This window comes from Acerihabitans sp. (assembly GCF_036398755.1).
Classification (GTDB): domain Bacteria; phylum Pseudomonadota; class Gammaproteobacteria; order Enterobacterales; family Enterobacteriaceae; genus Acerihabitans.
In genome coordinates, this window is the sequence record NZ_DASWOM010000064.1 from 90,163 (window position 1) to 102,076 (window position 11,914).

10 protein-coding genes are annotated in these 11,914 nt (G+C 58.8%); 4 read left to right on the forward strand and 6 right to left on the reverse strand.

The window, feature by feature from the left end:
• Positions 1–95 precede the first annotated feature (95 nt).
• Positions 96–2,138, forward strand: coding sequence for an oligopeptidase A (prlC, locus tag VGC33_RS10660; protein ID WP_331120729.1), 2,043 nt, complete (start codon positions 96–98; stop codon positions 2,136–2,138).
• Entirely contained in the window at positions 2,138–2,899 is a 762-nt protein-coding gene (rsmJ, locus tag VGC33_RS10665) for a 16S rRNA (guanine(1516)-N(2))-methyltransferase RsmJ (protein WP_331120730.1), read from the forward strand. Before prlC ends, rsmJ begins: the two co-directional genes overlap by 1 nt.
• On the opposite strand, the gene uspA is transcribed toward rsmJ, so the two are convergent.
• The gene (gene uspA / locus VGC33_RS10670; RefSeq protein WP_162367300.1) at positions 2,896–3,339 is read right to left on the reverse strand and encodes a universal stress protein UspA; all 444 of its coding nucleotides are present in this window, start codon (positions 3,337–3,339) and stop codon (positions 2,896–2,898) included. The two genes, rsmJ and uspA, sit on opposite strands and share 4 nt — an antisense overlap.
• A gap of 581 nt (positions 3,340–3,920) precedes the next feature.
• Here uspA and uspB point away from each other — a divergent pair.
• The gene (gene uspB / locus VGC33_RS10675) at positions 3,921–4,256 is read left to right on the forward strand and encodes a universal stress protein UspB (RefSeq protein WP_331120731.1); all 336 of its coding nucleotides are present in this window, start codon (positions 3,921–3,923) and stop codon (positions 4,254–4,256) included.
• An 81-nt stretch (positions 4,257–4,337) separates the two neighbouring features.
• Here the strand turns inward: uspB and pitA are convergent, their stop codons facing one another.
• Positions 4,338–5,843: an inorganic phosphate transporter PitA gene (gene pitA, locus VGC33_RS10680; protein WP_331120732.1), complete on the reverse strand. Its 1,506-nt coding sequence runs from the start codon at positions 5,841–5,843 to the stop codon at positions 4,338–4,340.
• A 289-nt stretch (positions 5,844–6,132) separates the two neighbouring features.
• Here pitA and VGC33_RS10685 point away from each other — a divergent pair, with 289 nt between their 5' ends.
• On the forward strand, positions 6,133–7,329 hold the full coding sequence (locus VGC33_RS10685) for a BaiN/RdsA family NAD(P)/FAD-dependent oxidoreductase (RefSeq protein ID WP_331120786.1): 1,197 nt from the start codon (positions 6,133–6,135) through the stop codon (positions 7,327–7,329).
• 129 nt (positions 7,330–7,458) lie between these two features.
• On the opposite strand, the gene VGC33_RS10690 is transcribed toward VGC33_RS10685, so the two are convergent.
• The 4 genes from VGC33_RS10690 to VGC33_RS10705 form a co-directional block, all read right to left on the reverse strand.
• On the reverse strand, positions 7,459–8,613 hold the full coding sequence (locus VGC33_RS10690; protein WP_331120733.1) for a hypothetical protein: 1,155 nt from the start codon (positions 8,611–8,613) through the stop codon (positions 7,459–7,461).
• A 286-nt stretch (positions 8,614–8,899) separates the two neighbouring features.
• Positions 8,900–9,517: a TetR/AcrR family transcriptional regulator gene (locus VGC33_RS10695; protein WP_331120734.1), complete on the reverse strand. Its 618-nt coding sequence runs from the start codon at positions 9,515–9,517 to the stop codon at positions 8,900–8,902.
• A 119-nt stretch (positions 9,518–9,636) separates the two neighbouring features.
• Positions 9,637–10,830, reverse strand: coding sequence for an MFS transporter (locus tag VGC33_RS10700; protein WP_331120735.1), 1,194 nt, complete (start codon positions 10,828–10,830; stop codon positions 9,637–9,639).
• A gap of 102 nt (positions 10,831–10,932) precedes the next feature.
• Positions 10,933–11,862, reverse strand: coding sequence for a LysR family transcriptional regulator (locus VGC33_RS10705; RefSeq protein WP_331120736.1), 930 nt, complete (start codon positions 11,860–11,862; stop codon positions 10,933–10,935).
• Positions 11,863–11,914 lie beyond the last annotated feature (52 nt).

Genomic DNA, 11,914 nt, shown 5'->3' on the forward strand with positions numbered 1-11,914 from the left:
AAACGCGCAACACATTCCACTGCCCGCCATTGATTTTCGCTATAGTTAGCCTCATGTTACTTTCATATCCTTTAAACAATGATCAGGGCCGCGCTATGACAAATCCGTTGTTGACTCCATTTTCCTTGCCGCCGTTTTCCGCAATCCTGCCCGAGCATATCGTCCCGGCGGTAAAATCCGCCCTTGCCGACTGCCGGCAGGCCGTTGAGGACGTCGTTGCGCAGTCCGGCCCTTATACCTGGGACAATTTATGCCAGACGCTTGCGGAAGTGGACGATCGCCTGGGCCGCATCTGGTCGCCGGTCGGCCACCTCAACGCGGTGCGCAACAGCCCGGAGCTGCGCGAAGCCTATGAGCAGAGCCTGCCGCTATTGTCGGAATACAGTACCTGGGTAGGCCAGAATAAAGGGTTATACGACGCGTATCGCGATCTGCGCTACGGCGAATACTACGATGAGCTGAGCCTGGCGCAGAAAAAAGCGGTCGATAACGCCCTGCGCGATTTCGAGCTGTCGGGTATCGGCCTTTCCCCCGAGAAGCAAAAGCGCTACGGCGAAATCGCCGCCCGTTTGTCGGAGCTGGGTTCGGCCTATAGCAACCATGTGCTGGACGCCACCATGGGGTGGAGCAAGCTGATTACCGATGAAAGCGAACTCGGCGGCATGCCGGAAAGCGCGCTGGCCGCCGCCCGCGCCCAGGCCGAGGCGAAGGGGCAGGATGGCTGGCTGATTACCCTCGATATCCCAAGCTATTTGCCGGTGATGACCTATTGCGATAACGCCGCCCTGCGTGAAGAATTGTACCGCGCTTATGCCACCCGCGCCTCGGACCAAGGCCCCAACGCCGGCAAGTGGGACAATGGTCCGGTCATGGAAGAAATCCTGGCGCTGCGGCACGAATTTGCCCAACTGCTGGGCTTCGGCAGCTATGCCGATAAGTCCCTGGCGACCAAAATGGCGCAAAACCCGCAGCAGGTGCTGGATTTTCTCACCGATCTGGCCCGGCGAGCCCGTCCGCAGGGCGAGCAGGAGCTGGAGCAACTGCGCGCCTTCGCGGCCAAACACCACGGCCGCGATACGTTGAATCCCTGGGATATTACCTACTACAGCGAAAAGCAAAAGCAGCATCTTTACGCCATCAGCGATGAGCAACTGCGGCCCTATTTCCCCGAGCAGCGGGTGGTCAACGGCCTGTTTGAAGTGGTAAACCGTATCTACGGCATCACCGCCGAGGAGCGTACCGATGTGGAAACCTGGCATCCCGAGGTGCGCTTTTTTGATTTGTTCGATGAACAGGGCGAACTGCGCGGCAGTTTCTATCTCGATTTATACGCCCGCGACAATAAACGCGGCGGCGCCTGGATGGATGACTGCGTCGGCATGCTGCGCAAAGCCGACGGCAGCCTGCAAAAGCCGGTGGCCTACCTGACCTGCAATTTCAACCGTCCGGTCAGCGGCAAGCCGGCGCTGTTTACCCACGACGAGGTCACCACCCTGTTCCATGAGTTCGGCCACGGACTGCACCATATGCTGACCAGAATCGATACCCCGGGAGTGGCCGGCATCAGCGGCGTACCTTGGGACGCGGTGGAACTGCCCAGCCAGTTTATGGAAAACTTCTGCTGGCAGCCCGAAGCGCTGTCCTTTATCTCCGGCCATTATGAAACCCATGAACCGTTGCCGGAAGCCATGCTGGATAAGCTGCTGGCGGCGAAAAACTACCAGGCGGCGCTGTTTATCCTACGCCAGCTGGAGTTCGGCCTGTTTGATTTCCGTATGCATTATGAGTACAGCCAGGAGCAGGGCGCGCGCATCCTGCAAACCCTGGCGGAAGTGAAACAGCAGGTGGCGGTAATGCCGGCGGTGGAGTGGAGCCGTTTCCCCCATGCCTTCAGCCATATCTTCGCCGGGGGTTATGCCGCGGGCTACTACAGTTATCTCTGGGCCGACGTGCTGGCGGCGGACGCCTGGTCGCGCTTTGAGGAAGAGGGCATCTTCAATCGGCAAACCGGTCAGTCGTTCCTGGATAATATCCTCTCGCGCGGCGGTTCCGAGGAGCCGATGGCGCTGTTTGTCCGGTTCCGCGGCCGTGAGCCCGAACTGGACGCCATGCTGCATCATTACGGCATCCGCGGATAATGCCGTTGGAGCCGCTGGCGCTGAGTTGTGAACCGGGGGTGGACCGGGCGCGTTTAAACGCCCTGGCGGCACGCTGGGGCCTGCTGCATGAGGCGTCGGCGGTGATGGAACTGGTGCTGACGCCGGAGCGCCTGGAGCTGCGCAAGCGCGACGAGCCGAAACTTGGCGCCATTTTCGTCGATTTCACCGGCGGGGTCATGGCCCATCGCCGCCGCTTCGGCGGCGGACGCGGCGAAGCCATCGCCCGGGCGGTGGGGGTAAAAGGCAATACGCTGCCTGAGGTGGTGGACGCGACCGCGGGCCTGGGCCGCGATGCGTTTGTCCTGGCGTCCCTCGGCTGCCGGGTGCGGATGTTCGAGCGCCACCCGGTGGTGGCGGCGCTGCTGGACGACGGGCTGCAACGGGCCTATGACGACCCGGAAGTGGGCGCATGGCTGCGCGATCGCCTGACGCTGGTGCACGGCTCCAGCCTGACCGGCCTGGCAGGGCTGCGGCCGCGCCCGGACACGGTTTATCTCGATCCGATGTTTCCGCACCGGCGCAAGAGCGCGCTGGTGAAAAAAGAGATGCGGGTATTTCAATCGCTGGTGGGCGCCGACGAGGACGCCGACCAGCTTCTTTTACCGGCGCGCGCGCTGGCGACCCGGCGGGTGGTGGTCAAACGCCCGGACTATGCCCCGCCGCTGGCGGGCATTGCCGCCCAGGCCCATATCATCACCAAAAACCATCGGTTTGATATCTACACCCCGCAGCCCGGTTAATCCTCGTACACTTCCTCGTCGTTCAGCGGCACGATCAGCATATCCACATGTACGGTATTGATAAGCTGGCGGGCCGATGACATCAGCTTGCTCCAGAAGTCCTGGTGATGTCCGCACAGGACCAGATCGACATCGTACTTATTGATGGCATCCACCAGCACCTGGCCCAGGTCGCCGCTGCCGCTGAGGATTTCGGCAATCGGATAATGGGCGTTCTGCGACAGTTGCGTCATCGCATTTTGGGTTTCCTCGGAGATGCGTTTTTGCATATCCCCAAGATTGACGTCGATAAGTCCCGTATAAAGATCGGAATAGTTGACGTCAACATGAATCAACGAAATCTTGGCGTTGTACGGCCTGGCCATCGACACTGCTTTTTCCACCAACACATTGCTTTCCGGTGAAAGGTCAACGGCGATCAGTATGTGTTTATAAGACATAATCAGACTCCTTGCAAAATGTCACTCGTTAACGGCGCGCGACGTGGGTAACCTATCCGGCATGTCTGTGATGCCTTAAGTTTAACACTCGGCGGCCTGCCAGAAGTGATGCCGCGATCACACCTATCCGTATGATATTTATCAACCCGCCGCAGGTTATCGGCCGGGGGCATATTCCGTCGCTAAAGCTTATCAGTAATAATTATCACAAATAGAATAATAAATATTAATTTTTCAATGTACTAAATTTAGTATAGCTTTTAATAATGAGGGTGGCGTGCAAAATCCGGGTGGCGATGCGGCACGGTATGCACCCTGGGGCGGCGCGGTAAGGCTGCGGGCGTCGTTGAGGAAAAACGACCAAAAATACAATTTTTGTCGCTTCGTTTGCTTTCTTTTGACAAACTTTTCTACACTCAATAGTGCAAGGTACGGCAGTTTTCAACTGCCTATATCCATTCTCGGTTATATCAATTTTTGGGGTGGGCTTCTTCAGCTCTGTGGTCAGTTGCTATCGCGCGTATACCGCTGTCGGCCCAGGCGTGGGGGGCTATGTGGAGTCGCGTTGCCGGGGGGGATTTATGATCAACACCGTTGCGCTTTTCTGGGCTTTATGTGTCGTTTGTGTCGCCAACATGGCGCGCTATTACTCATCGTTACGGGCATTACTGGTGGTACTGCGGGGATGCGACCCGCTGCTATACCAGTATGTGGACGGCGGTGGTTTTTTCACCGCCCACGGGCAGCCCAGCAAGCAGCTCAGGCTGGTACGCTACATCATTGCCCAGCGATACCTCGATCATCACGATCCGGAGTTTATCCGCCGCTGCGAGCGGGTGCGCGGGCAATTTATGCTGACCAGCATGCTATGCGGACTGATCGTCGTCAGCCTGGTGGCCCTGGCCATTTGGCACTGATGGCTTAAACCGGCGCCCGGAAACCCGCCAATAAAAAAGGCGACCGCGGGTCGCCTTTTTTCACCGCGCGCGGCGGGCAGGCTAAATCAGTTTCAGCGCCAGCCAGTACAGGCCACCCGACAGCACGATAGCCACCGGCAGGGTCAGTACCCATGCCAGCAGGATATTCTGCACGGTTTTGCTCTGTACGCCGCCGCCGTCAACCAGCATGGTGCCCGCCACCGCGGAGGACAGCACATGGGTGGTGGAGACCGGCATGCCGGTGTAGCTGGCGGCGCCGATGGACACCGCGGCGGTCATCTGCGCCGAGAGGCCCTGCGCATAGGTCATGCCTTTCTTGCCGATTTTCTCGCCGATGGTGGTGGCGACACGCCGCCAGCCAATCATGGTGCCCAGCGACAAGGCCAGCGCCACGGCCACGATAATCCACAGCGGCGCGTACTCGACGGTGGCCAGTAAATCCTTACGCAGGGTGTTCAAAAAGCGCTTATCTTCGCCGGTGATTTGCGGCAGCTTGGCGGTCCGGTCCGCGGTATCGGCGATGCACATCAGCAGGCGGCGCACATGCGAGCGCTCAAACGGCGTGATCTTGTCGTAGCTCTGTAAATTATCCAGCAGCGATATGGCGCGGGTGATGGCGATAAGCGCCCTTGAGCTGTCGCAGTGAAACGCGGCCGGCGTGGACGGCAGGGCGTTGACGTCGGGCGCCGGTATCATCGGTGGTTCGATGTTTACCACCTCCGGCAGCGCCCCTTGGTGTTGGGTGTAAAATTGCTGCAGGTTGACGACCGCGTCGCGGGTACGGGCGATATCATAACCGGTGGAGTTCATGTTGACCACGAACCCGCCCGGCGCCACGCCTATCAGTACCAGCATAATCAGGCCGATACCTTTCTGTCCGTCGTTGGCGCCATGGGCGAAACTTACCCCGGCGGCCGACAGGATAAGCGCGGTGCGGGTCCAGAACGGCGGCTTGCGTTTACCGTCTTTCTTTTCCCGTTCCGCCGGCGTTAAATGGATGCGGCGGCGTTTGGGGGTGCTGCTCCAGTAACGGCGCAGGGCGAACACCAGCACGCCGGCCAGCACCAGCCCGACAATCGGCGAAATAATCAGCGACAGGAAAATCTCAATCAGCTTGGGGATATTCAGCGCGTCCAACACCGACGAGTCGGTTACCAGGGCGTTGGTCAGGCCGATGCCGATAATGGCGCCAATCAGGGTGTGCGAGCTGGAGGCCGGCAAACCGAAATACCAGGTGCCCAGATTCCAGATTATCGCCGCCAGCAGCATGGAAAACATCATCGCCAGGCCGTGGGTGGAACTGACGTTCAGCAACAGGTCGACCGGCAGCAGATGCACGATGGCGTAGGCCACGCTCAGGCCGCCGAGCAGAACACCGAGAAAATTGAAAATCCCCGACATGCCCACGGCCAGCTGTGAGCGCAAGGCGCGGGTGTAGATTACGGTTGCTACCGCATTGGCGGTATCATGAAAACCATTGATGGCTTCATATACCAGGACAAAAATTAATGCGAGCACCAGCATAAGACCGGTATGAAACTCCAGGCCGGTAAATAGATGTAGCATAAGGTTACGCCATAGAGTGGACATGAACGGGGCGCATTATCTGCGACAACAGGGCCGATGGAAAAGCAAAATATGCCCTTTTTATGACATTTTTATGTAGCCTGCAACAAGAATGAATCACTTTTATCCATAAAAACATAAAGATATGTCTGTTTACCGATTTTATCATCCTGTTACGTTGGCATAAGGCCACGGTGAACATTACAATCGGCCCCGCGCCTTGGCGCGCGACGGCCGCGGGGATACCCCTTTTGCGTGTTCATGTAAGCATAAGCAGAGAGAAAGCATGGTGGAACAGTTTGATGTGGTGGTAATCGGCGCCGGCGCCGCGGGCATGTTCTGCGCCGCGCAGGCGGGCCGGCTGGGCCTCCGGGTATTGCTGCTGGATAACGGCAAAAAACCGGGTCGCAAGATCCTCATGTCCGGTGGCGGCCGCTGCAATTTTACCAATCTCTACATCGAGCCGGCGGCCTTTCTCTCGCAAAACCCGCATTTCTGCAAGTCCGCCCTGTCGCGTTATACCCAATGGGACTTTATCGACCTGATGCGGCAATACGGTATCGCCTGGCATGAAAAAACCCTCGGCCAGCTGTTTTGCGACGACTCGGCGCAGCAGGTGGTGAATATGTTGCTCAGGGAGTGCGAACTGGGCCAGGTTACGCTGCGCTGCCGCAGCGAGGTCGAGGCGGTGGAAAAACGCGGCGATGATTTTTTCCTGACCCTGCCGGGCGGCGCCATCAACACCCCCCGCCTGGTGATCGCCACCGGCGGCCTGTCGATGCCCGGCCTGGGCGCCACGCCCTTCGGTTATAACATTGCGCGGCAGTTCGGCCTGCCGGTGATCCCCACCCGCGCCGCGCTGGTGCCTTTTACCCTGCATAAACCCCTGCTGGAGCAGCTCGGCGCGCTGTCCGGCATCGGCGTGCCGGCGGTGGTCGGCGCGCAAAGCGGCGTTTCTTTCCGGGAGAACCTGCTGTTTACCCATCGCGGACTGTCGGGGCCCGCCATGCTGCAGATTTCCAGCTATTGGCAAAGCGGCGAATTCTTGACGCTTGATCTGTTGCCTGATACCGATTTAGACGCCTTCCTGGCGGCGGAGCTGCGTGAGCATCCCAACCAAAGCCTGAAAAATACCCTGGCAAAGCTGCTGCCGCGGCGGTTTGTCGAGATATGGTTTGCCCTGCTGGCCATTCCGGAATGCACGTTAAAACAGCTTACCCGCCGCCAGCAGGCCGACTGGGTCCTGGCCCTGCGACAATGGCGGGTACAGCCGAACGGCACCGAAGGCTACCGCACCGCCGAGGTGACCCAGGGCGGCGTGGATACCCGCCATCTCTCGTCCAAAACCCTGGAAAGCCGGCAGGTGCCGGGGCTGTACTTTATCGGCGAGGTGGTCGACGTGATAGGCTGGCTGGGCGGCTATAACTTTCAATGGGCCTGGAGCTCGGCGTGGGCCTGCGCCCAGGCGCTCGGTACCGCCGCATAACATTGTTGCCGCCCGTTTTACCGCCAGATCGCGATTGCAACGGTTTAAGATAAAGCGTCATCGGGGTAAAACGCCGGCACAACGGCGGCGGAGGGTAACAGCATTTTTGCATTAACCATGGCATCGCGTTTATGTTATATCGCCGCGCAGCTCGTCCCCGACATCAATATTTTTCAGGGCGAAAATACCTATCACGTAAACTTTTCTATTGTCCTCCAGTTCAGCGGTAAATTTCGCCGCTTCCACATTATAATTATTCTCTGTCTTGCCAGTGTAATCATTCATTTTATCATACGAAGGTCGGGTATTTATTTTTGATATTATCCCGTCGCGATCCAGGTAGATGGGTAATGTGGCGGAGTTTGAACCGTCTGAGGCGCAGTGCCTTGCAATATCAATGATTCGGCCATTCCGGAGATATCCGCCATTGGTGACGGCATCTCCCGGCTCCGGGGAAAGGGTTTTGCAGAACGATTCAAAATTTTCAGGCACCAGGGTCCCGGCATGGACGCCCACGCACGCGCCCGCGGAAATCGGCTGGCTGGCGGTGACATACCACTGTCCCGCATAATTCTCTTTATGATACGACAGATCATCTATTTGGAATTTTTGCACCGAGAGATTTTGATATAATTTTAACCGGGCTAAGGGATCAAGTGAAAATTTTATAAAAGGCGTCACCAGGGCGCTGGAATATTTTTTATCTCTTGATAGGGGATAAACCGTCTTTATTTTTAACGGCTTTCCGTCCGGATTTCTATAGGGATAAAGTCCCGTTGTTTCGGGGTAATAATCATCAATGCGCGCATTCAATGCTATCAGGATCTGATGGTTCAAATCGCTGTTAAGGCGCTGTTCCATCAAGTCTTGCGCCATTAAATGAATCAGCGCCCGATCGCCGCTGGATAGCAGTTGGTTTTTTTTCCCGCCGACTCTGAGCATTAAACTCTCAAATAAAAAATCCCGATTACTGTTTTTTACAGATAAAATGTTACCGCCGATTTTTTGCTCATCCTGTGGTGTAACAAATGACCCGGCGAGATTCCTTATCCTTGTTACGCCGTCGAGTACCGATTCCGCAGGATGAACGCCGGGCGTAAACCCATTCATGATGTCGGCCACGATGCCATGGTGATAGCGCCACGCTCCCCGGCAACTATCACAGCAATTTTGCACCAGGATTAATTGGGCTGTTATATTTTTTATCTTCTGTTGTTCTTTTCTAAGCGGTTCACTGTACCTCAGGATAAATTCCTCGAGATAAGGTGAAGAAATCTTGTCCATGATACTTTCCTGATTTTCGTCGCGCGAAGCATAAAGAGACAGTAAGCTTACCGGCTTTGGACGTACTATCAAGGCTTCAGGCCGTAGGGACTTTATCAGTTAATCCGTGGCGCGCAGGGACTTGAGGCGGGCATATGTGGGCATAATGCGCGCGGACGCCGCCCCGGCAGAAGGCGCGTCATAAAAGCCGTTTCCGCATGGCGGGAAAATAGCGTTGATATCGCACAGAATGTATCCGCGCAATCGGTCGCGTGAATGCCGGGTGGCATATCGCCGCCAGAGAGGGTCAATCCAGGATTTTTAACGCCAGCGCCACCAGTGCCGCCATGTCGTCGACAGTACGTCCGGTTTTACCCACCACCCGCATCCCCTGCAGGAGGCTCAGCATAAGCCTGGCGGCGGCGTCGCTGTCGACGCCGGGCGCAATGGAACCGTCGGCCTTGCCTTGATCAATCAGCGCCGCCAGTTGGCTCTCGTTGCGGTGAACCGCCTGGAGCACCAGCCCGGCCAGCTCCGGATCGAAGGTATCCAGACTGATAACGCTGCCGACCACCAGGCACCCGCGGCGACCCTCGCCATCATGGGACGAATCGGCATAAAACCGGAGTACGGCGCGCAGGCGATCGCGTCCGGTTGCCGCGCTGTTGATCCTGTCGGCCAGGGCGGCGTTGCGTACCGAGGTATAACGATCAAACGCCGCCAGGAACAGGGTGCGCTTATCGCAGAAGGCTTTATAAATGCTGCCGGCCGACAGCGCCATCGCCTGGCTGAGATCGCCGATGGAGGTTGCCGTATAGCCTTTCGACCGAAACGTCAGGACGGCCTGATCGAGCGCCCGGTCCATATCGAACTCGCGCGGCCGCCCAGGGCTGCGGGCCGGGGGGGATAATTTTTTTTCTTTCATAACGCCATTATAGGGAAATGAGCATTTCCTAAACAATGATTATTTTTTCTGCCGCCGCAACGGCGGCCCGGCATAACGGCCGGCGCGTTGCCTTGGTCGCCGGCCATGCCACGGCGTTATCAAGCCCGGCGCGTTTTAATCGCCATAAAGACGCAGGCCAGGATCGAGAGGACTATGGCAAAATAGCCTACCCCTTGCCAGCCGGCCCGTGCCCAGGCCATCATCGCGCCCATGGATCCCAGGGTGCCGCCGAGAAACATGCCGCCCATAAACAGGGTGTTTACCCGTCCTTTGGCTTCTTCGCGCAGGCCATAGATAACATGCTGGTTGGCCACCAGCGCGCTTTGTACGCCGAGGTCGAGTAAAATCACCCCGGCCGTCAGGCCGATAAGCGAGGTCCAGCCCATAAACACCAGCCAGGCAAGTAGCGTCAGCGCGGCGCCCATGATAACCACGGGGCGCGCGCCGAGGCGATCGGCCATCCTGCCGGCAGCCGGGGCGGCGAATACGCCCACCGCGCCCACCACCCCGAACAGCCCGGCGACACCGGATCCCAGATGATAGGCCGAATGATCCAGGTAAATGGCCAGGGTCGTCCAAAAGGCGCTAAAGGAGGCAAACAGGGCGGCCTGGGTGAAGGTAGCCTGGCGCAGGCGCGGCTCTTCGCGCCATAGGTGGACCAGCGAGGCCATCAGCGCCGGATAGCTCAGGGTGGAACGCGTTGCCGCGGCCGTTTTAGGCAACATACGGTACATCAGCAGCGCGCCGAGCAGCGCCAGCGGCACGCCGAGCAGGAACATGGCCCGCCAGCCTGCATATTCGGCCACCAGGCCGGCCAGGGTCCGGCTCAGCAGGATGCCGCTTAATAAACCGCTCATCACGCTGCCCACCACCGCGCCGCGCCGGGCGGGAGAGGCCAGGGTCGCCGCCACCGGCACTATTTGCTGCGCCGCCGTGGCGCCAATGCCCAGCATTAACGACGCGCCCAGCAGCGTCCAGCCCGAGGGCGCCACCGCCGCCGCCAGCGACGCTATCGCCAGCATCAGGAACTGCAGCACAATAAGCCGGCGCCGTTCAAACAAATCGCCCAGCGGCACCAGCAGCAGCAGCCCGGCCGCGTATCCCAGTTGGGTGATGGTCGGAATAAGCCCGGGGCCGGCCTGGCCTGGGAAGCTCGCGGCGATAACCACCATCATCGGCTGGTTGTAATAAATATTCGCCACGGCAATGCCGCTGGCCGCCGCCATGGCGAAAATCAGCAGTTGGCTGATGACGCCGGTTTGCCGCTGGGCGGCGTTGGTAACAATAGACATGATTTTTTCCGTCAGGTGAAATGCCGTCGCCACCGCGACGACCGTTACGTCAAGAGTACCGCCCGGCAGGGCGCGCCGGTAGACCGCGGAGATCGATAGCTTTTATTCCGGCTGGGAATAGACGACGCGTGGCGCGACGACCGGACCGGGTCCAAGAATGGCGGCGAAATATTCGACGAACGCGTGCGCCTTGGCGCTGGCCAGACGGCCGGTGGGAAACACCGCCCATAAATCCATCATCGGCAGATGCCAGTCATTGAGCACAGTCATCACTTCGCCGCTCGTCTGCTCCGGGGCGAACATCCAGCGTGATGCCATGGCCAGCCCCACGCCCGAGCGCACCAGGGTACGAATACCCTCGGCGGCCGAGACCTGCACCCGACCCTGGGCATTGATGGTACGCGTCTCTTCACCGCGGCTGAAAACCCAGCGGGCGCCGCCGCCGCGGCTTCGGGTGTAAACCACCGCCTGATGGTCAAGCAAGTCTTCCGGTTTGCCTGGCTCGCCGCAGCGGGCGAAATAGCCGGGCGTGCCGACAATTTGCAGCGGGGCGGAGCTGAGCTTGCGCGCAATCAGGCTTGAGTCGCTGAGCGCGCCCAGGCGCAGCGCCACGTCGATTCCCTCGGCAATCAGGTCGATATTACGATCGTCAAGCACCACGTCGACATGCAGATCGGGGTGACGGGACAAAAAAGGGCCAAGGTGCGGCAATACATTCATCCGGGCAAACGTCACCGGCGCGCAGATACGCAACCGGCCGGTCAAACCATGGCCCGCGCCGCGCGCCGCCACGTCGGCGTCGTTGATATCGTCGATGGCGCGCTTGGCCCGCAGGTAGTATTCCTCGCCCGCCTCGGTGGGGGTAAGGCCGCGGGTCGAGCGCAGCAGCAGCCTGACGCCGAGCCGCTCCTCCAGTTGGGCAATGGTCTTGGATACCGCCGGCTGGCCTATGGCAAGCCGGCGCGCGGCGGCGGAAAACGAGCCGGTTTCCACGACATAGACAAAGGTTTCCATTGCCGCTAATCGGTCCACAATATTCCTCCGGGGAATGGCGAAATCACCATTCGCAGTTTAACCGCCTTGT

Bases quoted from the DNA above. Each gene is read 5' to 3' on its own strand.
- prlC (WP_331120729.1), top strand. From the start codon at position 96: ATGACAAATCCGTTGTTGACTCCATTTTCCTTGCCGCCGTTTTCCGCA.
- VGC33_RS10695 (WP_331120734.1), bottom strand. From the start codon at position 9,517: ATGAAAGAAAAAAAATTATCCCCCCCGGCCCGCAGCCCTGGGCGGCCG.
- uspB (WP_331120731.1), top strand. From the start codon at position 3,921: ATGATCAACACCGTTGCGCTTTTCTGGGCTTTATGTGTCGTTTGTGTC.
- VGC33_RS10700 (WP_331120735.1), bottom strand. From the start codon at position 10,830: ATGTCTATTGTTACCAACGCCGCCCAGCGGCAAACCGGCGTCATCAGC.
- pitA (WP_331120732.1), bottom strand. From the start codon at position 5,843: ATGCTACATCTATTTACCGGCCTGGAGTTTCATACCGGTCTTATGCTG.
- uspA (WP_162367300.1), bottom strand. From the start codon at position 3,339: ATGTCTTATAAACACATACTGATCGCCGTTGACCTTTCACCGGAAAGC.
- rsmJ (WP_331120730.1), top strand. From the start codon at position 2,138: ATGCCGTTGGAGCCGCTGGCGCTGAGTTGTGAACCGGGGGTGGACCGG.
- VGC33_RS10690 (WP_331120733.1), bottom strand. From the start codon at position 8,613: ATGGACAAGATTTCTTCACCTTATCTCGAGGAATTTATCCTGAGGTAC.